The sequence below is a fragment of the Streptomyces yatensis genome, from assembly GCF_018069625.1.
GTDB lineage: Bacteria > Actinomycetota > Actinomycetes > Streptomycetales > Streptomycetaceae > Streptomyces > Streptomyces yatensis.
The window spans coordinates 2674843-2700204 of the sequence record NZ_CP072941.1 but is presented as its reverse complement, the minus strand read 5'-3'; the positions used below and the strand labels follow the sequence as shown (position 1 = coordinate 2700204).

Annotated in this window: 21 protein-coding genes; 11 read left to right on the top strand and 10 right to left on the bottom strand. The window is 72.0% G+C overall.

Annotated elements, in window-relative coordinates:
• Positions 1 to 8 precede the first annotated feature (8 nt).
• From J8403_RS10775 to J8403_RS10740, 9 genes are all read right to left on the bottom strand, one after another.
• Positions 9 to 767, bottom strand: coding sequence for an SDR family NAD(P)-dependent oxidoreductase (locus J8403_RS10775; RefSeq protein ID WP_211122992.1), 759 nt, complete (start codon positions 765 to 767; stop codon positions 9 to 11).
• Positions 764 to 2176 carry an MFS transporter gene (locus J8403_RS10770; RefSeq protein ID WP_211122991.1) on the bottom strand — a complete coding sequence of 471 codons (1413 nt, stop codon included), beginning with the start codon at positions 2174 to 2176 and terminating at the stop codon, positions 764 to 766. Before J8403_RS10770 ends, J8403_RS10775 begins: the two co-directional genes overlap by 4 nt.
• Before the next feature lie 163 nt (positions 2177 to 2339).
• Positions 2340 to 2924 carry a TetR/AcrR family transcriptional regulator gene (locus tag J8403_RS10765; RefSeq protein ID WP_211122990.1) on the bottom strand — a complete coding sequence of 195 codons (585 nt, stop codon included), beginning with the start codon at positions 2922 to 2924 and terminating at the stop codon, positions 2340 to 2342.
• A 203-nt stretch (positions 2925 to 3127) separates the two neighbouring features.
• Entirely contained in the window at positions 3128 to 4003 is an 876-nt protein-coding gene (fdhD, locus tag J8403_RS10760; protein WP_211122989.1) for a formate dehydrogenase accessory sulfurtransferase FdhD, read from the bottom strand.
• A gap of 5 nt (positions 4004 to 4008) precedes the next feature.
• Positions 4009 to 4881: a 2Fe-2S iron-sulfur cluster-binding protein gene (locus tag J8403_RS10755; protein WP_211122988.1), complete on the bottom strand. Its 873-nt coding sequence runs from the start codon at positions 4879 to 4881 to the stop codon at positions 4009 to 4011.
• Entirely contained in the window at positions 4878 to 6935 is a 2058-nt protein-coding gene (locus tag J8403_RS10750) for an NAD(P)H-dependent oxidoreductase subunit E (protein WP_211122987.1), read from the bottom strand. The genes J8403_RS10755 and J8403_RS10750 overlap by 4 nt, the downstream gene beginning before the upstream one ends.
• A gap of 2 nt (positions 6936 to 6937) precedes the next feature.
• The gene (locus tag J8403_RS10745) at positions 6938 to 8887 is read right to left on the bottom strand and encodes a molybdopterin oxidoreductase family protein (protein WP_211122986.1); all 1950 of its coding nucleotides are present in this window, start codon (positions 8885 to 8887) and stop codon (positions 6938 to 6940) included.
• A gap of 298 nt (positions 8888 to 9185) precedes the next feature.
• Positions 9186 to 9308 carry an MFS transporter small subunit gene (locus J8403_RS44335; RefSeq protein ID WP_280143017.1) on the bottom strand — a complete coding sequence of 41 codons (123 nt, stop codon included), beginning with the start codon at positions 9306 to 9308 and terminating at the stop codon, positions 9186 to 9188.
• Positions 9305 to 10693 carry an L-lactate MFS transporter gene (locus tag J8403_RS10740; protein ID WP_211122985.1) on the bottom strand — a complete coding sequence of 463 codons (1389 nt, stop codon included), beginning with the start codon at positions 10691 to 10693 and terminating at the stop codon, positions 9305 to 9307. Before J8403_RS10740 ends, J8403_RS44335 begins: the two co-directional genes overlap by 4 nt.
• A 142-nt stretch (positions 10694 to 10835) precedes the next feature.
• On the opposite strand from J8403_RS10740, the gene J8403_RS10735 reads away from it, so the two are divergent.
• Entirely contained in the window at positions 10836 to 11513 is a 678-nt protein-coding gene (locus J8403_RS10735) for a GntR family transcriptional regulator (RefSeq protein WP_211122984.1), read from the top strand.
• 33 nt (positions 11514 to 11546) lie between these two features.
• On the opposite strand, the gene J8403_RS10730 is transcribed toward J8403_RS10735, so the two are convergent.
• A complete protein-coding gene (locus J8403_RS10730) occupies positions 11547 to 11834 on the bottom strand; it encodes a hypothetical protein (protein WP_211122983.1) in 288 nt (95 codons plus the stop codon).
• Positions 11835 to 12003: 169 nt separating this feature from the next.
• Here J8403_RS10730 and J8403_RS10725 point away from each other — a divergent pair, with 169 nt between their 5' ends.
• From J8403_RS10725 to J8403_RS10680, 10 genes are all read left to right on the top strand, one after another.
• Positions 12004 to 12336 (top strand): hypothetical protein, encoded by a 333-nt coding sequence (locus tag J8403_RS10725; RefSeq protein ID WP_211122982.1) that lies wholly within the window; start codon positions 12004 to 12006, stop codon positions 12334 to 12336.
• A 21-nt stretch (positions 12337 to 12357) separates the two neighbouring features.
• Positions 12358 to 12666 (top strand): pore-forming ESAT-6 family protein, encoded by a 309-nt coding sequence (locus tag J8403_RS10720; RefSeq protein ID WP_211122981.1) that lies wholly within the window; start codon positions 12358 to 12360, stop codon positions 12664 to 12666.
• A gap of 44 nt (positions 12667 to 12710) precedes the next feature.
• On the top strand, positions 12711 to 13109 hold the full coding sequence (locus J8403_RS10715) for a DUF6507 family protein (protein WP_246585795.1): 399 nt from the start codon (positions 12711 to 12713) through the stop codon (positions 13107 to 13109).
• On the top strand, positions 13106 to 15574 hold the full coding sequence (locus J8403_RS10710) for a hypothetical protein (RefSeq protein ID WP_211122980.1): 2469 nt from the start codon (positions 13106 to 13108) through the stop codon (positions 15572 to 15574). The genes J8403_RS10715 and J8403_RS10710 overlap by 4 nt, the downstream gene beginning before the upstream one ends.
• A complete protein-coding gene (locus J8403_RS10705) occupies positions 15571 to 16599 on the top strand; it encodes a hypothetical protein (protein ID WP_211122979.1) in 1029 nt (342 codons plus the stop codon). The genes J8403_RS10710 and J8403_RS10705 overlap by 4 nt, the downstream gene beginning before the upstream one ends.
• Positions 16600 to 16619: 20 nt before the next feature.
• The gene (locus J8403_RS10700) at positions 16620 to 16889 is read left to right on the top strand and encodes a hypothetical protein (RefSeq protein ID WP_211122978.1); all 270 of its coding nucleotides are present in this window, start codon (positions 16620 to 16622) and stop codon (positions 16887 to 16889) included.
• A gap of 19 nt (positions 16890 to 16908) precedes the next feature.
• Positions 16909 to 18279 (top strand): type VII secretion integral membrane protein EccD, encoded by a 1371-nt coding sequence (gene eccD / locus J8403_RS10695; RefSeq protein WP_211128181.1) that lies wholly within the window; start codon positions 16909 to 16911, stop codon positions 18277 to 18279.
• A gap of 66 nt (positions 18280 to 18345) precedes the next feature.
• A complete protein-coding gene (locus J8403_RS10690) occupies positions 18346 to 19746 on the top strand; it encodes a hypothetical protein (RefSeq protein ID WP_246585794.1) in 1401 nt (466 codons plus the stop codon).
• Positions 19743 to 23762: a type VII secretion protein EccCa gene (gene eccCa, locus J8403_RS10685; protein WP_211122977.1), complete on the top strand. Its 4020-nt coding sequence runs from the start codon at positions 19743 to 19745 to the stop codon at positions 23760 to 23762. Before J8403_RS10690 ends, eccCa begins: the two co-directional genes overlap by 4 nt.
• On the top strand, positions 23759 to 25186 hold the full coding sequence (locus tag J8403_RS10680) for a DUF6177 family protein (RefSeq protein ID WP_211122976.1): 1428 nt from the start codon (positions 23759 to 23761) through the stop codon (positions 25184 to 25186). The genes eccCa and J8403_RS10680 overlap by 4 nt, the downstream gene beginning before the upstream one ends.
• The last annotated feature ends 176 nt before the right edge of the window (positions 25187 to 25362 follow it).

Here is a 25362-nt window from a genome sequence, read left to right as displayed (position 1 = left end):
CGGGGCCGTCAGGCCGATGAGCCGCTGTCCACCACCAGATCCGTGCCGACCACGGAGCCCGCCGCCGGTGAGGCGAGGTAGAGCACGGCCGCCGCGATCTCCCCCGCCTCCGCTATCCGCCCCAGCGGATTCTCGGCCTTCATCCGCTCGGCGCGGTCGGCCTCGGTCTCACCGGGCCGCAGCGACATGGGGGCGTCGGAGGCGCCGGGGCTGACCGCGTTGATCCGGATTCCCTGGTGGACGTGGTCGAGCGCGGCGGCCCGGGTCAGTGTGGCGACCGCCGCCTTGGAGGTGCTGTACGCGCCGAGACCCGGGACGCGGAGGTGGGCGCCGAGGTTGGAGGAGACATTGACGATCGCCCCGCCGCCGTGGTCCTTCATATGCGCGATCTGGTGCTTCATCGCCAGCCAGACACCGGTGACATTGGTGCGCAGCACCGCCTCCCAGTCCTCCTCGCTGACCTCTCCGAGGGGCCCCTGGCCACGCATGATCCCGGCGTTGTTGACGGCGATGTCCAGTCCGCCGAAGCGGGTGACGGACTGGTGCACCAGCTCCCGCAGCTGCCCGGAGTCGGTGACATCGGCGGGCACGGCGGCGGCCCGGCCGTCGGCGGCCTCGATCAGGCGGACCGTCTCGGCCAGGGTGGACGCGGTGCGCCCGGCGGCCACCACGGAGGCGCCTTCGGCGGCGAAGGCGAGCGCGATGGCACGGCCGAGGCCGGTGCCCGCTCCGGTGACGAGGGCGGTCTTTCCGGTGAAGCGGTTCACTGCGTGGCTCCTTGAGGAAGCGAGGAGGGACGGGATGGACGGGTCCGCTGGACGCGGAGGTTCACGGCGGCGGCGAGGGCGAGCACGACCCCCGTCGCGGCGAGGGAGACGGCATCGCTGCCGAAGGTGAGCACGATGGCGAAGATCACGGTCGGGCCGAGCTCCATCGCCGTGTTCAGCACTCCGCCCGCGAGCCCGGTCCGCTCGGGCGGCACGCCGTGGGTGGTGAGCACGGCGGCCCCGGCGAAGGAGGCGGCGGCGCCGGCCGGCAGCAGCACCAGCCCCGGCAACAGCGCGGAGGCGTACGGGGTGTGCGGGTCGAGCCCGGTGAGGGCGAGCAGGACCAGCCCGGCCGCGGCCGTGGCCAGGCCGGCGGCGGTGACGACGCGCGGGCCGAAGCGGGCTATCAGCGGCCCGGCGGCCCGACCCGAGGCGAGCAGGGCGATGGCGAACGGCACAAAGGCGGCCGAGGTCGCCAACGGTGACCAGTCACGGTCCTGCTGGAGATGGAGGGAGAGGGTCACAAAGGTCATCGCGGTCGCACAGGCGCTGAGCGCGATGGCCGCGAGGGCGAGGGCCCGCCGCCGGTCCAGCAGGAAGCGGGGCGGCAGCAGCGGATCGCCGGCCCGGCGCTCGACGTACCAGAACGCGACGAGCAGCGCGGCCCCGGTGAGCAGGGGCGCCAGCACCCCGGCCGACGACCACGGCAGGGCGTCGGTGACCACGAGCCCGTAACTGGCCAGCGTGATACCGGCCGTGGCGAGCAGCGCGCCCGGCAGATCGAGCGTCCGGCCCCGGCTGGGCGCGGTGTGCGGCAGCAGCCGGGGCGCGAGGGCGAGGGCGGCCGCGGCCACCGCAAGGGGCACGGCGAAGCTCCAGCGCCAGGACAGCAACTCGGCTATGACGCCGGAGAGCAGATTGCCCGCGGTGGCGCCGAGTACCGAGAGCCCGCCCCAGGTGGCCATCGCCCTGCCATAGGCCGCGGGGGTGGGGAAGACGGCCCGCAGCACGGCCATGGCGGCGGGTGCGATCAGGGCCGCCCCCGCGCCCTGGGCGAACCGGGCCATGAGCAGTGTCCCGATGCCGGGGGAGAACGGGGCGGCGGCCGAGGCGGCGGCGAAGAGGATGAGCCCGGCGGTAAGGGCGCGCCGGCCGCCGTAGCGGTCGGACAGGCGCGCGCCGAAGAGCAGCAGCCCGGCGAAGGTGAGCCCATAGGCGGCGCTGAGCAGGATCAGATCGGCCCGCTCCAGGCCGAAGGCGCGGCCGATCTCGGGCAGTGGCACGGCGATCGCCGCGAGCGTGAAGATCAGGGTGATCTGGACGGAGCCGAGCAGGGCGAAGGCGTGGTGATGGTGCGTCGTACTGGTGGCGGCGGTATCGGTGCCGCGCGAGGTGTCGGTGACGGTCATCTGTCCCCCAATATTTGACCGATCGTTTTAATATGCGGACATACGAATGGGCTCTGTCTCACTCCCGTGGTCGTGATGTGGTGTGACCGGCCCGGGCCGGGGCGGGCCCGGCCGTCAGGCCCGGCCGCTGAGGTCAGGGTTCGGAGGCGTCAGGCCATGGAGGTCAATCCAGCAGTGCCAGCGCCTGCTCCGCGGCGTCCCGCACCCGGGCCGGGTCGTCCGACGCCTTGCCGACCACCCGCAGCCCCTGCATCAGCACGAACAGCATCCGCGCCAGCGCACGGGGGTCGCGGTCCTCGGGGAGCTCCCCCTGGGCCTGGGCCCGTATCAGTGCGGAGCACAGCGGTGTCTCCACGTGGTCCCAGCTCAGCTCCACCCGGCGGGCGGCCGCCGGGTCGTGTGGGGCCAGCTCGGCCGCCGTGTTGGTCACCAGACAGCCGGCCAGCCGCATCTCCGGGGAGGCGGCCTCCTCGGCGAAGCGGCGCACCACCGCCCGCACCGCGGGCAGCGCCGGGCCCGGCTGGGACAGCTCGGTCAGCAGGGACGGGTCGCGCGTCTCCGCATAGCGGTCCATGGCCTTCAGATACAGCTCGTGCTTGCTGCCGAAGGTCGCGTAGATACTGGCGCGGCCGATGCCGAGATAATCGACGAGGTCCGCCATCGAGGTCGCTTCATAGCCGCGCTTCCAGAACAGCTCGAGAGCCGACTGCAGGGCGGCCTCCGGGTCGAATTCCTTCGTTCTGGCCATAACCCCACCGTAGCACCTAACCAGAACGAGCGGTCAAGAACACTTTCGAGTGAAGGCCCGGATCTGGAACGCACGTATGAAACCCGGTGACGCCTGCGCGAGATCCCGGTGACGCCTGCGCGAAACCCCGGTAGGGGCCGGCCGACGCAGGGGGCGCTCCCCGCCGGCCGGCCCGCCAACCCGTGCAGCGGGCGGACCGCTTCTCAGGTCCCGCCGACCGCTGTCCGCAGAGCGAGTCGCTGCTCGCCCGCGTACACGTTCATCGAGGTGCCGCGGAGGAAGCCGACCAGGGTCAGCCCCGTCTCCGCCGCCAGATCCACCGCCAGCGAGGAGGGCGCCGACACGGCCGCCAGCACCGGGATCCCCGCCATCACCGCCTTCTGTGCCAGCTCGAAGGAGGCGCGGCCCGAAACCATCAGCACCGACCCCGACAGCGGCAGCAGACCCTGCTGGAGCGCCCGCCCCACCAGTTTGTCCACCGCGTTGTGCCGGCCCACGTCCTCCCGCAGGTCCAGCAGCTCGCCTTCCGGGGTGAACAGCCCCGCCGCGTGCAGCCCGCCGGTCCGGTCGAAGACCCGCTGCGCCGCGCGGAGCCGGTCGGGGAGCACGGAGAGCGTCTCCGGCTCGATCCGGACGGCGGAGCCCCCGGCGGCCGCCCCGTCGCCGAGCCCGTCCGCCAGCGGCCAGCGCGCCGTCGTCCGCACCGCGTCCAGGCTGGCCTTGCCGCACAGGCCACAGGAGGACGTCGTATAGACGTTGCGCTCCAGGGTGATGTCCGGGACCGGCACGCCCGGTGCGAGCGTCACATCCACCACGTTGTAGGTGTTGGAGCCTTCCTCGGTGGCGCCCGCGCAGTAGACGATGTTCGCCAGCTCGTCCGCGCGCCCGAGGACGCCCTCGCTCACCAGGAACCCGGCGGCGAGGGCGAAGTCGTCGCCCGGTGTGCGCATGGTGATCGCCAGTGGTTTGCCGTTCAGCCGGATCTCCAGCGGCTCCTCCGCCACCAGGGTGTCCGGCCGGGTGCTGATCGCCCCGTCCCGGATGCGGATGACGCGGCGTCGCTCGGTGACCCGTCCCATGTCGATCAGTCCCGGTTCTGTGCGTGGTTCTGTACGTGCTGGTACCCGAAACGGCCCTTGATGCACAGGTTCCCGTGGGTGACGGGATTGTCGTGCGGCGAGGTGACCTTCACGATCTCATTGTCCTGCACATGGAGGGTGAGGTTGCACCCCACACCACAGTAGGCGCATACCGTCGTCGTCTCCGTCTGCGCCGACTCGTCCCACGCCCCGGCCGCCCGCATGTCGAACTCCGTCTTGAAGCTCAGCGCGCCGGTCGGGCACACCTCGATGCAGTTGCCGCAGTAGACACACGCGGAGTCGGTGAGGGGCGCGTCGTGCTCGGTGGAGATCCGGGCGTCGAAACCGCGGCCCGCGACCGCGATCGCGAAGGTGTTCTGCCACTGGTCGCCGCAGGCGTCCACGCACTTGTAGCAGAGGATGCATTTGTCGTAGTCGCGGACGTACAGGTCGTTGTCGACCTTCGGCTCCTCGTCCACCCGGGCGGCGTCCGCGCCGAAGCGGTCCGGCTCGGCCCCGTACTCCTCGATCCAGTCGGCCGCGCGCGGGGTCGTCGACAGATCGGTGGAGGAGGCCAGCAGTTCCAGGACGACCTTACGGCTGTGCCGGGCCCGCTCGGTGTCCGTGCGCACCTCCATGCCCTGCTCCACCCGGCGGGAACAGGCCGGCGCGAGGGTGCGGGCGCCCTCCACCTCCACCACGCACACCCGGCAGGCGTTCTTGGGGGTGAGCGTGTCGCCCTGACACAGGGTCGGGACGTCCTTGCCCGCGGCGCGGCACGCGTCCAGCAGGGTGCTGTCCTCCGGGGCGCGGACCGGCTCGCCGTCCAGGGTGAGGTCGACCAGACGGCGCGGGGGTCGCAGCGGTATCGCGGTCACTTGAAGGCTCCCAGGCGGTCGATGGCGGACTCCACGGCGTTCCAGGCGGTCTGGCCCAGACCGCAGATCGAGGCGTCCCGCATGGCCTGGCCGACCTCGCGCAGCAGCGCGATGTCCCCGGCCGCGGCGGCGCCCGTAAGGTCCTTGATCCGGTGCAGCGCCTCCTCCTGCCGTACGGTGCCCACCCGGCAGGGGACGCACTGGCCGCAGGACTCGTCGCGGAAGAACTCCGCGATGCGCAGCAGGATGCGGGGCAGGTCGACGCTGTCGTCCAGGACCAGCACCACTCCCGAGCCGAGGGTGGTGCCCGCGGCGCGCGTCCCCTCGAAGGTCAGCGGGACGTCCAGCTCGTCGGGGCGTACGAAACCGCCCGCAGCGCCGCCGAGCAGCACCGCGCGCAGGGTCTCGGGCGGTCCCGCGAGCTCCAGCAGCTCGCCCAGTGTCGCCCCGAACGGCAGCTCGTAGACACCGGGCCGGGCGACCGTGCCGGAGACGCAGAACAGCTTGGTGCCGGTGGAGGTGCCGGTACCGGTGCGGGCATACGCCTGCGCGCCCTCGATCAGAATCGGTAGCACATTGACCAGCGTCTCCACGTTGTTGACCGCGGTCGGCTTGCCGAACAGCCCCTTCTCGACCGGGAACGGCGGTTTGCTGCGCGGTTCACCGCGCCGCCCCTCGATCGAGTTGAAGATCGCGGTCTCCTCACCGCAGATGTACGCGCCCGCGCCGCGCCGGATCTCGATGTCGAACGCGAACCCCTGCCCCATGACGTCCTCGCCGAGGAAGCCACGGGCCCGGGCCCGGTCGATGGCGGTGCGCAGCCGGCGCAGCGCACGGGGGTATTCGCCGCGCAGATACAGATAGCCGCGGTGGGCCCCGGTGGCGTAGCCCGCGATGGTCATGGCCTCGATCAGGGCGTACGGATCGCCCTCCATCAGGACCCGGTCCTTGAAGGTGCCCGGTTCGCTCTCGTCGGCGTTGCAGACCAGATAGTGCGGATGGTCGGGCTGCTGGGCGGTGGCCGACCACTTCCGCCCGGTCGGGAACGCGGCCCCGCCCCGCCCGACCAGCCCCGCCTCGGTGACCTCCCGGATCACCCCGGCGGGCCCGAGCGCGAACGCGCGCCGCAGGGCGGCGTAGCCGCCGTGGGTGCGGTAGTCGTCGAGCGACCCCGGGTCCACGACTCCGACCCGGCGCAGCAGCACCAGGTTGCCTCCGGCCGGGGGCACGGATGTGTCCCGCCGCGCGGAACTCTCGGGCGGCGCACAGGGGTCGGCTCGCGGCTCTCTCTGCGCGGGGTTCTCCGGCCGCTGCCCGGCGTCGGGGCCCGGGGCGGGCACGACCGCGTCGTCGGTGCCCGCCCGTGTGGCGGGCGGGGGGCAGGGGCCGTCGGCGCCGGTCTGGGGGACCGTGGCGCCGCCCTGAGGAACCGTGGCGCCGGTCTGGGGGACCGCGGCGGCCGCGGGGGGCTCGGCCGGTGCGTCGTGCGGCGCCGAGGCCGCGTCGGCCACCGCCTCGGCCGTGGCGGGGGCGACGACCGCGGCCTGCGGGGTCTCGCCCGCCCGGATCGCCAGGGCCGCCGGGGCGCGCTCGCACAGGCCCAGGCACGGGCTGGGCTGCCAGACGGCTCCGGATCCGGCCGAGCCCGCCGGGCCCAGGTCCCGTTCGAGCTCCGCGCACACCCGCGCGGAGCCCCGGGCCGCGCACGCCAGATCCGTGCAGACGTGGACGACGGTCGCCGGACGGGGTTTCACCGCGAACATCGCGTAGAAGGTCGCCACCCCGTAGCCCTCCGCCGGAGGGACCGTCAGCCGGCGGCAGAGATAGTCCAGGCCGCCCTCGCTGATCCAGCCCACCCGGTCGTTGAGGGCATGCAGCCCCGGCAACAGCAGCTCGCGCCGCTCACGTGCCTCGCGGCCGCCGCGCGCCCAGCGCAGATCCGTGTCGTTGCGGTCGTCCGCGCCCTCCCAGGCGGACTCGGGCGGGCCGAGCAGCGCGTCGACGGCCGCCCGCTCCTCGTCCGTGGGCTTGCCGGCACCGAAGCGCAGATCCACGGTCAGCTCCTTACGGCGGTCACGGGAATCTTCTCGATCCTTATGGCCGACGCCTTGAACTCCGCCGTCCCCGCGATGGGGCAGTTCGCCTCGATCGTCAGGGAGTTGGTGTCCACCTCGTCGGGGAAGTGCATGGTCATGAAGGCGAGCCCCGGCCGCAGCCCGGGATCGATCCACACCGGCGCCACCACGGAGCCGCGCCGCGAGGTGACCCGCACCCGCTCCTCGGTCTCCACCCGGTAGCGGGCCGCGTCCTCCGGGCACAGCTCGATGTACTCGCCGCGCCGCAGCGGAGAGGCGAAACCCCCGCTCTGCACCCCGGTGTTGTACGAGTCCAGGCGCCGTCCCGTGGTGAGCCGGATCGGATAGGCGTCATCGGTCAGATCGACCGGCGGATCGTGCTTCACCGGGCCGAAGGGGGCGAGGTCGCCGCGGAGCGCCGGATCGTTCTCCCACAGCCGGCCGTGCAGATAGGTGGGTTCGAGCCGGTCGGTGCTGGGGCAGGGCCACTGGATGCCCTGGTGCTCCTCCAGGCGTTCGTAGGTCATGCCGAAGTGGTCGGGGGAGACGGCGCGCAGCTCGTTCCACACCTCTTCCGCGCCCTCGAACTTCCAGTCGTGGCCGAGCCGCCGCGCCAGCTCGCAGATGATGTCGATGTCCTCGCGCGCCTCGCCGGGCGGCTCCACGGCCTTGCGCACCCGCTGGACGCGCCGCTCGCTGTTGGTGGTGGTGCCCTCCGTCTCGCACCAGCCGGCGGTCGCCGGGAGCACCACATCGGCCAGCTCGGCGGTCCTGGTGAGGAAGATGTCCTGGACCACCAGGTGCTCCAGCGACTCCAGCCGCCGGACGGCCTGTTCGGTGTCGGCCTCGGACTGGGCCGGGTTCTCGCCGATGCAGTAGACGGCGCGCAGTTCGCCCGCCTCCATGGCCTCGAACATCTCGGTGAGGTTCAGTCCGTAGCGCGGCTGGATGACCACGTCCCAGGCGCGCTCGAACTTGGACCGGGTGGGCGGGTCCAGGATGTCCTGGAAGCCGGGCAGCCGGTTGGGGATGGCGCCCATGTCGCCGCCGCCCTGGACGTTGTTCTGGCCGCGCAGCGGCTGCAGTCCACAGCCGTACCGGCCGACATGGCCGGTCAGCAGGGACAGATTGATCAGCGCCCGGACGTTGTCGGTGCCGTTGTGGTGCTCGGTGATGCCGAGCGTCCAGCACAGCTGGGCGCGCTCGGCGGTGGCGTAGGCGTGCGCGAGATCGCGGATGGCGTCCGCGGGAACGCCCGTGACCTTCTCCGCGACGCTCAGCGTCCAGGGCTCCACATGGGCCGCGTACTCCTCGAAGCCACTGGTGGCGCGCTCGATGAAGGAGCGGTTGGCGAGCCCCGCGTGGATGATCTCGCGGCCCACGGCGTGGGCGAGCGGGATGTCGGTGCCGACGTTGAGCCCCAGCCAGCTCTCGGCCCATTCGGCGGTCGAGGTGCGGCGCGGATCGACGGCGTACATCCGGGCGCCGTTGCGGATGCCCTTGAGGACGTGCTGGAAGAAGATCGGGTGCGCGAAGCGGGCGTTGGAGCCCCACATCACGATGAGATCGGTGTCCTCGACCTCCGCGTACGACGACGTGCCGCCGCCCGAGCCGAAGACGGCGGACAGCCCCGCGACGCTGGGCGCGTGGCAGGTGCGGTTGCAGGAGTCGACGTTGTTGGTGCCCATCACCACCCGGGCGAACTTCTGGGCCACGTAGTTCATCTCGTTGGTGGCGCGGGCGCAGGAGAACATGCCGAACGCGTCGGGCCCGTGGGCCGCCGTCACGGCCCGGAACCCGGCGGTGGCCCGGCTGAGCGCCTCGTCCCAGGAGGCGCGGCGGAGTTCACCGCTGACCGAGTCCCGCACCAGGGGGTGGGTCAGCCTCGGGTACTGCTTCTGCTGTCGGTTGCGCTGGCGGTTACGGGCCACGACGGGCTCCTTACGGCGGTCACGCCGCGGTGCGACGTGAGGGAACCGAACGTCCGGGTATCGTCGACAGAATATTGAATACAGTATGCCCGAGGAGGGGGTCAAGGAGTCGAACGACACCTCAACCCCCCTCCCGTCCGCCGGTGATGGGGCCCCGGGCGGTGCTGGGACGTCGGCCGGTGAAACGAGCTCACGGGGGAAGCGAGCTCGGCCGGTGGAGCCGGTACCGCGAGTCCGGCCGCTGAGGCCGGTCATGCGAATGCGGCCGGTGAGGCCGGTGAGGCCCGTAGGGCGGGGCTCAGCCCGTGAAGAGCTGTGTGGCCTTGCGGATGAGCTCGTAGACCCCGTACGCGAAGGGCAGCCCGACCCAGGCCCAGACGGCCACGGTCAGCGCGGTGCGGTTGTTGGTGGGTTCGGTCATCGGTCCGCTCCCTTCTCGGCGGGCGCCGCCTCGGTATCGGCTGTCGCGGGAGCCGGTTCGTGGAAGCGCGGATGGACCGGCCGTACCAGCTCGTTGGCGATGAAGCCGACGATCAGCAGCGCGATCATGATGGTGAGGGAGAGCGAGTACAGCCCGGGGCCGGACTTCCCCGCCTCCTCCTGGTGGTCGGCCACCTTGTTGACGATGTACGGGCCGAGGACCCCGGCCACCGACCACGCGGTGAGCAGCCGGCCGTGGATCGCGCCTACCTGATAGGTGCCGAACAGGTCCTTCAGATACGCCGGAACGGTCGCGAAGCCGCCCCCGTAGAAGGAGAGGATCACCAGCGCGCACACCACGAACAGGGGCTTGGAGGAGTCCCCGAGCTGCGCGATGGCCAGATACATCAGCGCGCCCACGCCCAGGTAGATCCGGTACATGTTCTTGCGCCCGATGAGGTCGGACGTGGACGACCACACCAGCCGCCCGGCCATGTTGGCCGCCGAGAGCAGGGCGACGAAACCGGCCGCCGCGGTGGCGGTCACGGGGGTGTCGGTGTCCTTGAAGTAGTCGCCGATCATGGGGGCGGCCTTCTCCAGGATGCCGATGCCCGCCGTCACGTTCATGCACAGCACCACCCACAGGCACCAGAACTGCGGGGTGCGCAGGGCGTTGCGCGCGGAGACGTCGGCCGCGCTGACCATGTGCCCCTGCTCCTGCGGCGGCTCCCAGCCGGCGGGCCGCCAGCCCTCGGCCGGTACCCGCACCAGCAGCACGCCGAGGGTCATGAAGACCGCGTAGGTCAGGCCGTGCACCAGGAAGGTGGCGGCGATGCCGCCGTTGTCCGTGCCGAAGCGCTCCATCAGCCAGCTCGACCAGGGCGAGGCGATCAGCGCGCCGCCGCCGAAGCCCATGATGGCGATGCCGGTGGCCATGCCGGGCCGGTCGGGGAACCACTTCATGAGCGTGGAGACGGGGGAGATGTAGCCAATGCCGAGACCGATCCCGCCGATGAAGCCGTAGCCGAGGACGACCAGCCAGTACTGGCTGGTGGCGGCGCCGAGCGAGGCGACGAGGAAGCCGGAGGAGAAGCAGACGAGAGAGACGAACATCGCCCAGCGCGGGCCGTTGCGCTCGACGAGCGTCCCGCCGAAGGCGGCGGACAGGCCGAGCATCACGATGCCCAGCTGGAACGGGAGTGCGCTGGCGGTGCCCGAGAGGTCCATGGAGGACTCCAGGGGCGGCTTGAACACGCTCCAGGCGTACGCCTGGCCGATGGAGAGGTGGACGGCTAGGGCGGCCGGCGGCACCAGCCAGCGGCTCCAGCCCGGTGGGGCCAGGGTGCGCGAGCGGTGCAACGGACCGAGTCGATCATTGGTGAGCATGTGCCCGGACTTTAAGGATTCAACGAGTCAATGACTAGACGTCGAAGCGCCTGGGATGTGTCGACCGCGTGGACGGGATGGGTAAACTGTAGACAATAACCAATCCGGGGCACCCGGTGAACGGCGAGCCAGAGGGGGCGCGATGCTGTCCAGGGGACTGCCGAACGGCGCGGTACCGAAGCTGGAGCGGCCCGGTCCACTCCGCGAGCGCGTCTACGAGGCGCTGCTCGAACTCATCACCACCCGCGCCCTCCGCCCCGGCCAGCACCTCGTGGAGAGCGAGCTCGCCGGGCAGCTCGGGGTCTCCCGCCAGCCGGTGCGCGAGGCCCTCCAGCGGCTCAACACCGAAGGCTGGGTCGATCTGCGGCCCGCACAGGGCGCGTTCGTCCACGAGCCCACCGAGGAGGAGGCCGATCAGCTCCTTACGGTGCGCACCCTCCTGGAAGCCGAGGCCGCCCGGCTGGCCGCCGCGGGGACCGACGCGGCAGGGGTCGCCGCGCTGGAGGACCTGTGCGCCAAGGGCGAGCGCGCGGTGCTGGACGACGATGTGGACGGCGCGGTCGCGGCGAACGCCGAATTCCACGCCAAGGTGATGGAGTTGGCCGGAAACGCGGTCCTGTCCGAGCTGGCCGCCCAGGTGGACCGCAGGGTCCGCTGGTACTACACCCCGGTCGCCCGCCAGCGCGGCAAGCAGTCCTGGATCGAGCACCGCGAGCTGATCGCGGCCATCACCGCCGGTGACGAACACGGCGCCACGGCCGTCATGCGCGCCCACACCGAACACACCCGCCGCACCTACCACGACCGCGAGCGGTCCTGACCCCCGCGCCGCACCGGCCGTCGCCGGGTGGCGTCATCGCCGAGTGGCGTCGATGCGCTCGACCGCTTCCTTGGCCTCCTTCAAGTCGGCGTCGGTGAGCTGCCGGTAGGCCTTGATGGCCTCGAGCTTCTTGCCCTCCCGCAGCAGGGCCGTCACCCGCTCCAGGTCGGGCCCGGCCACCTCGATGCCCAGGTGGTCGAGGATCAGGTCCAGCTTGTGCTCGATGCGGTCCGCCCTGCGCTGGACCTTCTTGATCCTCGACTCCAGCAGCGGGTACTGCATGACGAGGGCCACGAGCAAGATGTACGCCGCTATCTCCATGATCGCCGATCGTAGTGGCCGCGCCGCCGGTCCTGTTACCGGCTGAGCGACCGACTGTTACAGAGCAGTGGCGGGACTGTCGGTGTCCGGGGCCATACTTGGTGAGTTGGGCCCCGAGGCCGGGGTCCGCTCAACGGGACTATGGCGACAACCCGACGGGGGTGCGTTCGTGAAGTTCGACATGGGCAGTTCCACGCTGTCAACGCTGACCTCCCAGACATCCGGATCGAGTGATGACCTGGGGGCGCTGATCCGTCAGCTGGTCGCTGCGGCACAGCCGTTGGAGGGCCGCTTCAACGGCGCGGGCAAGGCGGCGTTCGACCAGTTCAAGCGCAACGCGGACGAGATCACGGCGGCGCTCAACGGCTCGCTGCGGGACATCCTGGGCGGTCAGTCCGGGATGGAAAAGGCTTTCGGCAGTGGTGACGTGGAGTCGGCGGACAACGCGCGGCAGACCATGGCCGCGGCCAATTTCGACGCGGCCCGTTTCAACGGCCGGTGAACCTAGACGGGGTGACGAGCGATGGCGAATCAGGATCGGCGCAGCTACGACACGGGCGCGTCGGGTGAGGTGCAGGGGTCTCTTGGCCTGGTGATCGGGCAGCTGGAGCGGGTGCTCACCGACCGGGATCGGGCAGTGAAGGCGGCGATGGCGGACTTCACCGCCGACGGTGTGGCGGACGAGTACCACGGCAAGGAAGCGCGGTGGAACAAGGCGGCCGCCGAGGTGCGCCAGATCATCCACCTGGTGAAGACCACTCTGGAGAAGAACGACGGGACCGCCCAGCAGACGCTGTCCAGGGCCAAGGCAGCGGTGGACGCCATCGGGTGAACAAGCGCGTCACCGCGTGCGGTTGAAGCTGAAAGGGGGACGTGGTGGGGAAACCGGAGGACGGCTGGGACATCGACGTCAGCGGGGTGCGCGGTGTCCTTCTCAAGACCGGACATGTCGCCGACGACATCGAGGGCCAGGCGAAGTCGTACGGCAAGCACCTGCTGAGCGCCGCGAAGGGGGCGGGCACGCTGAGCATGGGGTGCGGACCCAAGCCCGAGGGTGGGCCCATCGCCGCGGCACTGGTCGAGTTCGAGCAGAAGACAGAGAACGACATCAAGTACATCGCCGCGCGCTCCGGCAAGTCGATCAAGGGTGCGGCGACCGCCACCAAGGAGTACGTCGGGGGCGACCTCGCCATGGCGGCGCACGCCCAGCACGAGGCGTTGAAGGCACCCGATCTGAACCCTCCGGGTCAACACCATCGGAACGGTCGGAAATGATCAGTCTGGATGGCATTCCCGAATTCACGGGAAACCTGGAGCAGTTGGAGAAGGACGCGCCCGCGCTGAAGACGGACGCCGGACACGTCCGCAAGACCGGCCAGGGGGTCCACGACCAGTTCCAGGGCCTGTCGGCGTACTACACGGCGCCCGAGGCCGAGCAGCTGTTCGCGTCCACCAGGCCGGTCAAGGAGAAGGCCGACGGGTTCGCGACCAAGCTGGAGGCCGTCAGTGACGCCCTGAGCGCTTACGCCACCGAGGTGCGGCCGATCGTCGAGCGGCTCAAGCGGCTCAGGACGGACGCCGCCACGTTCATCTTGGAGAACGGGGGAGACGACGACTGGAAGAACGACGGGGACAAGGTCCAGCACAACAATGACCTGATCGCCGACGTGGGCGCGGCCACGGCCGCGTTCGAGGCCGCCGAGCGGAGCTGCGCCAACAAGATCAGTGCGCTGGTCGGCGGCACCCACTGGGTGGTCGACGACGGTACGCACAAGCCGGGGATGTACGGCTACACGGCCGACGTCTTCCAGCACGCGGAAAAGACGCCCTGGGGCACCCAGGAGTCGCAGACGCACCACTGGTACGACATCGGCCACTGGGTCAAGAGCTTCGTCTGGGACGGCTTCATCGTCGACGGCGTCTGGGGCACCATCCGGGGCCTGGGCACCATGGTCGGCATCGATGGCTGGGACGCCTTCAAGAGCTCCTGGGCGAACCTCGGCAAGCTGGCCGTGGGCCTGTCGCTGACCACGCTGGCGCCCGGATGGCTTGCGACGCCCGACTCCGCGTTGCCGGGGTTCCTCAAGAGCACCAAGCAAACCATGATCAACGCCGGTAAGGCGATGGTGGCATGGGACGAGTGGGGCAAGAACCCGGCCCGCGCGGCGGGCGGGGTCACCTTCAACGTGCTCACGGCCATCGCCACCGACGGCGCGGGGTCCGCCGCCAAGTCGGGCGCCGTCGCGCGGACGCTCAGCGTGGCGGGGAAGGTCGGCAAGGTCGTGGACCCGATGACCTACGTCTTCAAGGGCGCGGGAATCGGGCTGTCCAAGCTCAAGGTCGGCGACCTGGTGAGCCATCTGAAGAACCTGCGCGCCGGCAGCGGTGTGCGGCTGCCGGACGGCTCACTCAAACTTCCGGACGACACGGTCTTCCGCCCGGACGGCTCGGTCAAGCTGCCCGACGGCAGCGTCCTGCACAAGAACGGCGCTCTCGAACTCCCCGATGGCACCGTGCACCACCCGGTGCACGAGCCGTCCGCCGCCGACCGGCAGGCGCTGGACGCGGCCCAGCGCGCCCGGCAGCGGGAGCTCGCCCAGGTGGGCGCACCCGGCCACGAGGTGGGCCGCGCTCCCGACGACCTGGGCCCCCGCGCGAGCCACGATGGCCCGAACGAGCCACCGAACGACCCGCCCGAGAAGCACACCCCCACCCACAACCCGGGCGGCTCGGGTGGTCCGGATGGTCCGCGCAACCCGGGTGGTTCCGATGGTCCCGGTCGTCCTCACAATCCGGGTGGTCCTGATGGTCCCGGTGGTCCTCACGACCCGGGTGGTCCTGATGGTCCCGGTCGTCCTCACAATCCGGGTGGTCCCGGTGGTCCTGATGGTCCCGGTGGTCCTGATGGTCCCGGTGGTCCTGATGGTCCCGGTGGTCCTGATGGTCCCGGTGGTCCTCACGACCCGGGTGGTCCTGATGGTCCCGGTGGTCCTCACGACCCGGGCGGCCCGGATGGTCCGGATGGCCCCCACGACCCGGGCGGCCCGGGCGATGACGGGCTCCCGGCCGAGGAGCCCCGGCCGCTTGAGCGCGGGGGCGAGACCGAGCAGAGAATCCGGGAGGCGCTCAAGCAGTTGCCTGGCCCGCAGCGCCCCAATCCGAAGGTGCTGGAGAAGGCCCTGTCGCGCCTCGCGGAGCACCCGCACGGCAACGAGGTGGGGGAGATCCTTGCCTCCGGGCGGTTCTCCGGCAGCGAGCACTACGGACAGGTCGTGTCGGCCCTCGGCTCCGGCCGTGTGCTCATGGTGGAGCCGTCCATCGATCAGCTCCGTTTCGCCAACGATCTTTACGACCACGGCATCCGTGACATCGACTTCGAGATCAAGGAGAACGGCGGGGACATCGACGTACGGGTTCGCGACAACCCGGACCACACGTACGGCTATCAGATGAAGCGTCTGGACAATCCGAAGGATCCGCTGAACGAGATCACGAGGCCGAAGTATCTCGGGCAGCTGCAGAAGTCCGACGTCGATCGGCGGATCATGCTGGTGGATGGCCAGGGTACGCTGGCGGAATGGCAGGCGAAGGGGATTCCCGGAGAACTCATGGAAGTGTACGAGGGAACACATCGGTACGCCCTCGACAGGGGTAAGGGAGTGGCGTTCGTCATCCGTCTCGATGACGGAACCCTCATCATTCCGCCCGGTGCCGACGTATTCCCGAGGAGTGTCCAGTGATTACTTCAGTACCTGTTGGCAGCTGGACGTGGGAATCCGGGCCGCGTTTTTTCGAGGGGCGGCCGCCGTTGGAGCGCGGCGTGCGCGTGGCCATGGCCGTGGGCTCCCTGCTGGCGGACCAGGGCCTCGTGGACGGCCCCTCCACGGCCCGCCTCGAGATCCGCGTCGAGGATGACGGGGGGCCTGCCTTCCTCCGGGAGGTCACGGTGGACGGGGTCTTCGCGGAAAAGCCCGAACTGGCTCCCGAGCTTGTCCAGGCCCTCCACGAAGCGGAAAGCGCGGTTCGAGGCGGACTCAGGGTCGCCGTGGCGCTGTTGGCCTTTCCCGGTCGATGGACCGAGGGTGAGGCCGAGCACCGCGCGGAGCGGGTCTTCTCGGTGGATGTGAGCGTGTGGGAGCGGGCCAGTGACCTGGTGACCGTCCACACCTACGCGGACGCTTGGTTGACCCATGATCTACTTGGGCATCCCCAGCCCGACGTGCGTGCGGCCAATGCCCCGGGACTGAGGGCGGCCCTACGAGCGGTGTCGGAATTCACCCAATGCGAACCAGATCCCGGAAATCCCACCTGGTACGCGACGCCGACGCCGACGGGGTTCGAGGACATGCCGGACGAGGAGCCGGAACTTCTGGATTCCTGGCATATGTTCGAGATCCCCTATCGCTCCAAGAAGCTCCGGTCCCGCGTTCCCCCGGGCCCGGAGGGATATCAAGAGCTGACGGAGTCCCCCGTGCGGTACGTCGCGGTGGCCTCGGGTGAAATCGTTCTCGGCTATCTGTGGGCTGCTGACGCCGCCGTCGCCGCGGGTTATGAGCCCCGCAACGCCTCGGGGGAGAAAGCGTTCGCCGCAGGCGTGGTCTGGCTGACGCGCCTTCGGGAGGCCAAGCGCCGGGGGCTGTCCCCGGAGCAGGCCCTGCGGGGTTTTTCGTCGCTCGCCGAGGACAGCGTCTCGGGCCGCGTGGTTGCGGGTTCCGAGGCCGTGGCACCGAGTCTTGAGGACCTGCAGGCGCTCTCCGGACGCTGAAGCAAGGAGGTGGCGAGCAGATGGCACGGGACTACGACAGTCAGCTGCTGGAGTCGGTGGCGGTCCGGCGGCGGCGGATTCGGGACGCGTTGTTGTTCGGCGCGCAGCGGGGGCGGCGGTCGGTGGACGAGAATCTGGGGAAGGTGTTCGCGGGCATCGTGATCGCGGCGGTGCTGTGTGCCGGGTGCGTGGGGTGGTCGTTCATCTCCGACACCATCGGCAAGCAGGGCGGCTCCGGTCCGGGCGTGCTGACGCCCTCGTCCACCGCCGCGACGGACACGGCACGGTAGGGCCTTCGGGGGAGGAGTGATCGTGGGGGCGGCGAAGCAGGCGCGGGGCGCCGAGTTGAGCCGGGTCACGCTGGTCGGGGAGCGGCGGCGGGTGGACATCGTGCTGCCCGCCGACGAACCGGTCGGCCGGCTGCTGCCGGATGTGCTGCGGCTGGTCGACGACCAGGTGGCGGACCGGCCGACGCTGCGGCATCTGATCACGGCCGAGGGGGTCGTCCTGCCGCAGGACGCCACGCTCACGTCCGCGGCGGTGCCGGACGGTGCGGTGCTGCGGCTGGTCCGGGAGCGCGACGTTCCCGCGGCGCCGGTGGTACACGACGTCACCGACGAGGTGGCCGAGGACCTGGACGTACGGGCATGGCGGTGGTCGGCGGCGGCGCGGCAGTGGACCGCGAGCGGGGCCACGCTGGTGCTGGCACTGGCCGTCGGGCTGCTGGCGCGGCGCGGTTTCCCCGACTCCGGCGTGGCCGCCGCACTGGCCGTGGCGGCCGCGGCGACGGCACTGACCGGGGCCGCGGCCGCCCGGCTGCGCAACCGGGACCTCGGCGCCACCCTCACGCTCACCGGCGGCGCCCTCGGCGGGCTCGCCGCCTGGACGGCCGCGGACGCCCACGGCTGGAGCGGCGCGGCCCGGCTCGCCGCGGTGGCGGGTGCCGTCGCGGTGACGCTGCTGCTGCTCGGGGCCTCGGCCACGGTCGGCCGGGGCGCGTATATCGGCGCCGGGGCCGTCGTGGTCACCGTCGGGCTGTGGGAGGTCGTCGCCACGCTGCAGAACGGCGCCCACACCGATGCGCAACAGGCCCGGTTGGGCTCGGTGCTCGCCGTGGTGTCCGTGGTGGCGCTCGGCCTGCTGCCGCGCCTTGCCCTGACCGCCGCCGGGCTCACCGGGTTGGATGACCGGCGCTCCGGCGGAGCCTCGGTCAGCCGGCACGAGGTGGCGACCGCGCTCGCCGCCACCCACCGGGGGCTGGTGTTCGCCACGCTCGTCACCGCGGTGTCCGCTGCCGCCGCCGGGCTGCTCGCCGTCGGCGACGCCTCCCCGTGGACGGTGCCGCTGACCGCGGTGCTCGCGGTCGTCCTGCTGTCCCGGTCGCGGGCGTACCCGCTGGCGGCCGAGGTGGTGGCGCTGCTCGCCGCGGCCCTGGTGCTGCTGGTACGTCTGGTGGCGCTCTGGCTCGACACCACCGGCGGCCGACCGTACGGGCCGCTGGCCGCGCTCGCCGTCGCCGCGCTGCTCCCGCTCGGCGTGCTGACCGTACGGCCGCCCGAGCATGTCCGGGTCCGGCTCCGGCGGATCGTGGACTTGGCCGAGGCGGTCGGCGTCATCGTGCTGTTTCCGCTGGTGGTTGGGGAGTTCGGGGTGTACGGGCGATTGCTGGACGCCTTCTAGCGCCGGTTCCCGGCCGTTGTCGTTGCCGTAGTCGACCGTTGTCCGTATCCGAGCGAGGGAGGCGTCATGGGCGCAGGGGATTGGCAGAGCGATGTGCTCCACCAGTTGCGGAGCAGGCCTGCCTCCAAGAGCCCCGAGCCCTCCACGGCCGCCGAGGCCGCGGATGTCGGGCAGAGCGGTCATGAGGCATCGGAGGCTGCCGGGGGCCCGCATGGCCCCGAGGCTCAGGATGTCGCTGCTGCCTGGGAGGCAGCCCAGACTGACGCGCCCAAGGCTTCGGAGGGTGGCTCCGACTCCAAGGACGCGGAAGACTACAAGGCTCTGCCCGCTCTGATGGCTTCCAGCGCTCCCGGGGGCGGGGAGGCTCCCGGCGGTTCAGGAGCCACCGAGGCCCACCCCGCCCCCGTCCCACGGCGGGTGAACGGGGCGGCGGGCCCCGACGACCCCGAAACCGCCTCGTCCCCCGCCCCAGCCGACCGGCGTCCCCAAGTGCGTCCTCAGCACCTGCCCGCCCCCGCCCCCGTGCCGCCCGTCGACCCTCGGCTCGCCCTCGCCCAGGGCAGGCTCCGCAGCGGCGACCCGGTTACCCGCCGCGCCGGGCGTACCCTGCGGCGGCTGGTCGCCGCGTCCGCCTCGCGTGAGGTGGAGGAGGCCACCGAGGTCGCCCGGGCGCTGCAGCAACCGGTCACCACCGGGCGGCAGATCGCGGTGAGCAGCATCCGCGGCGGCGCGGGCAAGACGACCGTCGCGGCGCTGCTCAACCTCACCTTCGCGCACTACCGCAAGGACCCGGTTCTCGTCGTGGAAGCCGACCCTGCGCTGGGCAGCCTGCCCATCCGGCTCGGTGCCGAGTCGGTCCGCTGGACGTGTGCGGACGTGGCCCACGTCGTATCCCCATCGATGCAGTTCGCCGAGATCACCGGTTATCTGGTCCAGCTGCCCGAGGGCGGCTGGCTGCTGCCCGGCAGTCAGGGCCGCATCGGCACTCCGCTGGACATCCGGACCTACCGCACCGTGACCATGGCGCTGCGCCGCTACTTCGGTGTCACCGTCGTCGACTGCGAGACGATGCCGGGGGAGCTGGCCCGTACGGCGCTGGACACGGTGCAGGCCCGGGTGCTGGTGGCGCCCGCCACCCTGGAGGGCGTGGCGAGCACCCGCACCGTCCTGGACTGGATGGCGGCGGTGCCGCGGCCCATGCTGCCCGGCACGGTGGTCGCCCTCACCGAGTCCTCGCCCGACACCGCGCTCGACCTGGACGTGGCCCGGGCCCACCTCGCCGAGAGCGGGGTCGAGGTGATGGCCATCCCGTACGACCGTCATCTGGCCGCGGGCGGCGCCATCCACACCGGGCTGCTCGCTCACAGCACCCGGCTGGCCGCGGGCCGCCTGGCCGCCGCACTCCTGGACCGCGCCGTACGCGACAGGGGAGGGCACAAGAGACGACACGGAGGAGGACCGCGATGACAACCCGCCTGGTGCACCGGCCCGCCCGCGCCACCCGCCCGCTGCCCGAGCCCGAGCCGCGCACCATCGAGGCCCCGCCCAACCTGCCCGAGGGCAAGGCGGCGGGGGCCGCCATGTCGCTGCTGCCGATCGCCGGGGTGATGAGTTCGGTCGTCATGATGACCGTGCTGCGCAGCGGACAGTTCGCGGCGATCGGCGCCCTCGTCCTCGTCGTCACCGTCGTCGGCGCCCTGGTGCTGCTGTTCTCGCAGCGCGGGCGCGCGCAGCGCACCCGCCGCCGGCAGCGGGAGCGGTACCTGGAGTATCTGGAGGAGCTGCGGGAGGAGCTCGGCGCCGAGGAGCGGGCCTGGCGCGCCACCGCGCGGGTGCTCGACCCGCCTCCGCAGGCCCTGTACGACGTGGTGCGGGACCCGGCCCGGCTGTGGGAGCGGCGCCGCACCGACCCGGACTTCCTGCGGGTGCGGATCGGTACCGGCGAGATGCCGCTGCGGCCGCTGACCGTGGCCCGGCAGTCGGGCAGTGTGCTCACCCCGCCCGACCCGTTCATGCTCAACGAGGCAGGCGCCCTGGTCGGGCGCTACACACTGGTCACCGATCTGCCGCTGACCGTACCGCTGGACCGTGTGGGCAATGTCAGTGTGGTGGGGGAGCGGGACGCGGTGCTGCGGGTGGTGCGGGCGCTGTTCGTCCAGACCGCCGCCACCCATGCCCCCGACGACGTGGCCCTGGCGCTCGCCGCCCCCGGCGACCGGGTCGAGCGGGACTGGGCCTGGCTCAAGTGGCTGCCGCACCTGCTGGACGCCGAGGAGCGCGACGGGCCGGTCGCCGCCCGCCGGATCGCCCCCGACCTGCCCCAGCTTGCCCGGCTCCTCGGCCGCGACCTCCGTCAGCGCGCCGCGTACGCGGCCGAGGTGCGGCGCGGCCTGTCCGGGGCCGACGCGCTCGGGCTCAGCAGCCGGCTGCTCGTCATCAGCGATGACCACGGCGAGGAGGCACGGGAGCTGCCGCGCCCCGACGAGGCCGTGGCCCACCGCGAGATGGGCGTCACCGTGCTCCACCTGGTCGCCGAGCGGGTGCAGGAACCGGGAGAGGTGGCGATCCGCATCACCGTGACCGAGGGCGAGGTGGTCGTGGAGGACCTGCGCGGCGGGCAGCCGACGGGCGCCCACGGCACCGTGGACGACGTCACCGCCGCCGGGGCCGAGGGCCTGGCCCGGATGCTGGCCCCGCTGCGGCTGTCGGCCGAATCCCTCGTCGACGCCCCGCTGTCCGGACCCGTCGACTTCCCCGAGCTGCTGGGCATCGACGACCCCGGCGCCCTGGACCTGGCCCGTGCCTGGGCGCCCCGTGGCGAGCGCTCCTTCCTGCGGGTGCCCATCGGCGTCAACGACGCCCACGAGCCGGTGCTGCTCGACCTGAAGGAATCCGCCGAGCTGGGCATGGGCCCGCACGGTCTGTGCGTCGGCGCCACCGGCTCCGGCAAGAGCGAGCTGCTGCGCACCCTAGTCCTCGCCCTGGTGGCCGGCCATCCGCCCCAGGACCTGGCGCTGGTGCTGGTCGACTACAAGGGCGGCGCGACCTTCGCCCCCTTCGACGGGTTGCCGCACGTGGCCGGCGTCATCACCAACCTGGAGAACCAGGCCGGGCTCGTCGAGCGGGTGCACACCAGCCTCGCGGGCGAGGTCAAGCGCCGTCAGCAGGTGCTCAAGGACGCGGGCAACGTCGCCGACATCTCGAGTTACGCGGCGGTGCGCGAGACGACGAGACCCGATCTGGAGCCACTGCCGCATCTTTTCGTGGTCATCGACGAGTTCGGCGAACTCATCACCGCCAAGCCCGACTTCATCGATCTGTTCCTGTCCATCGGCCGCATCGGCCGCAGCATCGGCGTCCATCTGCTGCTGTCCAGCCAGCGCATCGAGGGCGGCAAGCTCAAGGGCCTGGACACCTACCTCTCCTACCGGCTGGGCCTGCGCACCTTCTCCGCCGACGAGAGCCGCACCGTCCTGGACACCACCGACGCCTTCCACCTGCCGCCGCTGCCCGGCTTCGGCTACCTCAAGGTCGACACCACGGCGTACGAGCGGTTCAAGGCCGGGTACGTCTCCGGCCCGTACCGGGGCCCGGCAGTGCGCACCGTGGAGGACACCGGGCCCGCCATCCACCCGTACCCCGCGTACAACATGCTCGCCGGGCCGGAGGACTCCGCGCCCGCCGAGGACGACGGGCCCGGCGCGGGCAAGCGCACCCGGGATCCCGGGCCGACCGCGATGTCCGTGATGGTCGGCCAGATCAGGGGCGCCGCCGACCCGGTTCGCCGCATCTGGCTGCCGCCGCTGCCCGCGACCGTCCCGCTGGACGGCGCGGCGGGGCCCGTGGAGGTCGACGCGGCCCGCGGCATGCAGTTCGCCCGGCGCCCGGGGACGATGCGGGTGCCGATGGGTCTGCTGGACGACCCGGGACGGCAGTGGCAGGGGCAGTGGACCCTCGACCTCACCCTCGCCGGCGGCCACGCCGCCGTGATCGGCGGCCCGCAGTCCGGCAAGACCACGCTGCTGCGCGCCCTGGCGCTCTCCCTCGCCCTCACCCACACCCCGCGCGAGGTCGGGATCTACGGTCTCGACCTGGTCGGCGGCGGTCTGCAGGCTCTCGCCGCGCTGCCGCACGTCGGTGGCGTGGCCGGGCGGGCCGACCGGGAACGGGCCACCCGCACGGTCGAGGAGGTGCGCGGCATGCTGGACGCCCGCGAGGAGCTCTTCCGCGAGCAGGGCATCGACTCGGTGGAGCGGCTGCGCGCCCTGCGCGCCGCCGGATCCCTGCCCGAATTGGTGTCCACCGACATCGTGCTGCTCATCGACGGGTTCGGGGCGCTGCGCGACGACTTCGAGGCCTTGGACGACGCCGTGGGGGACCTGCTCAAGCGCGGCAGCGGGTACGGCATCCATGTGGTGGCCGCGATGCTGCGCTGGAACGACGTGCGCATCGGCCACCAGTCCACCTTCGGCACCCATATCGAGCTGCGGCTGAACGACGCGGGCGACAGCAGCATCGACCGCAGGCTCGCCGAGACCCTCACTCCCGACGACGCCGGGCGCGCCCTGACCGACCGCAAGCTGTTCGCACAGACCGCCCTCCCACGCCTGGACGGCAGCGCCTCCACCGCCGATCTGGGCGCGGCCGTCGAACAGGCGGCCCGGTCCATCGGCGCCGCCTGGCCCGGGGAGACGGCGCAGCGGGTGCGGGTGCTGCCCGCGCGGCTGCCCGCCGGGTCGCTGCCGTCGGCCACCTCCCAGCCGCGCCGGGTGCCGATCGGGGTCGATCAGACCGCGCTCGCGCCGGTGCTGCTCGATCTGTTCGACCGCGACCAGCACCTGCTGATCCTCGGGGACAACGAGTGCGGCAAGACCAATCTGCTGCGGTTGATCGCCGAGGGTCTTGCCGCGCGGTACTCCGACGAGGAGCTGGTCTTCGGGATCATGGATCCGCGGCGGGGGCTGCGCGAGGTGGTGCCCGAGGCGTACCAGGGCGGCTATGCGTACAACGCCCGGATCTGCGAGGGGCTCGCCGCGGGCATCGCGGGCGAGCTGGCCAAGCGCATGCAGGACGAGACCACCGGCACCCCGCCGCCGTCCGCCGGCCGGGCGTACGACGGGCCCCGCGTCGTCATCCTCGTCGACGACTACGACATCCTCACCACCGCCGGGCAGCAGCCGCTCCAGCCCTTCCTGCCGTATGTGCCGCACGCGCCTGACATCGGATTGCACTTCGTGGTCGCCCGGCGCGTGGCGGGTAGCTCCCGGGCCCTGTACGAGCCGTTCCTGATGACCCTGCGGGAGAGCGGCACATCGGCCCTGGTGATGACGGGCGACCGGATGGAGGGCCAGCTGTTTCCGGGCGTGTACGCGTCCGCACAGCCGCCCGGGCGCGGGCTGCTGGTCCGGCGCGGTGAGCCCGACCGCCTGATCCAGACGGGATGGGTGGAGCAGGAGCGGCACCCGCGGGAGGCCGGCCGATGACCAAGGACGTGATCGCGCTCACCGAGCGGATGCCCGACGTCTGGAGCATCGTCGCCGGGCTGTTCGCCGGGGGCCCCGACCTCGACGTGCGCTCGGCCGGCGAGGGGGCGCTGATCCAGATGTGCGACGAGGCGGGCCGCCCGCTGGTGTCCGTCGAGGCGCCGCTGCTGGTGCGGACCGAGGGCGAGGCGGCGCGGCTGCTGGGCGCCGAGGCCGAGGGCACCGGCGTGCCCGTGTGGTGGACCGAGGCCAGGGCCGCCACCGGAGTGGAGCGCGCCGAGTTGCTGGCGGCGTCCTTCGCGCGGCGGCTGGCCCGGTTGTGCGGCGGCTCGGTCTGGCCGCCGGATGCGGCGGCGGACTCCGAGGAAGCACGGCCGGGCGACGGCGCCGCGGCCGTCACCGCATCCGCCGACCCGGTCGCGGCTCAGCCCGCCGTCGACGTGCTCACCGACCGTACGGCGGTGGTGCTGCAGGACCGCCCCGTGGTGGCCATGACGGCCTGGCTGTCGGACGCGGTACGGGCCGCGGCCGCCGGCGACCGGGCCGTCCAGATCGTGACCCCCGCGACCTCCCGGCTCAGCCTGCCCACGCGCCTGTCGCTCACCGGGTTGCCGTCCCGCTGGGTGGTGCGCGACGAGGAGGGCGGCGGCTACTACGACGGGCTGTCCGGCGCCCTGCTGCGCTGGCACGACGGGGAGTTCGCCCCGGTGGAGGCGGAGCCGGAGCGGACCCCGGTGGCCCGGGCCTTCATCGAGGGCGCCGAGGCCACCGGGGAGTGCCAACTCGCCCTGTCCTTCCGCTCCGTGCAGCCCGCCGAGGAGCGGCTCGTCCTCGGCGGGGCCCTCGAAGCTGCCTGGCGCGCCGTCACCGGGGGCCCACCCGGGGGCTGGAGTACCGCCGAGCCCGTCAATCTGCCCTGGTCGCGCGAGGCGCTGACCGCCCTTGCCCGCGACCGCGCACCCGAGAGCACCTGGGTAGTCGCGGTGGGCCGTGCCGACCGGCCCGCGATCGCCACGCTGCGTGTGGAGCGGACCGCCCGGGGTGTCGAAGAGGACGTGACGCTGGCCTTCGGCTACGGTCCCGGCGAGACGCCGCCGCTGGACGTCCTGCTCGGCCTCGCCGGCACGCTGGTGACCGAGCACCGAATCCAGTCGTTGCTGGTCCAACTGCGGGCCGCCCGCCGCGACCTGAGTCTGCCCGCCCGCTTCGAACCGCCCGCCGTCCCGGTCGGTTTCGCGCTCGGAGCCGATGAGGCGCAGCAAGTGGGCCTCACCTTCGCCCGGCGCACACCTCTCCCCGCCAGGCCCGTGCCGCTGGGGCCCGCGACCCGTCCGGGTTTCTACTATCCGCTCGGCGACGGGAGTTCCCCCTCCAGCTGGGGACTGTTCGAGCAGCTCATGCGCCATCTGAGGCAGCCGGGCTGAAGGCCGGCCACCCGCGCGCGGCGCATCCGTGCGCGGATTACTTTGTCCTGAGGCAGGAGAAAGTCGTAGCCAATTGCGGCGCAAGTTCTTCCCACCCCCGACAACCGCTGCTACGTTCCCCGTGAAAGCCCGGTGACGTGGATGCCGATGACGGCGGGAGGGGCAGCGTGAGGCGC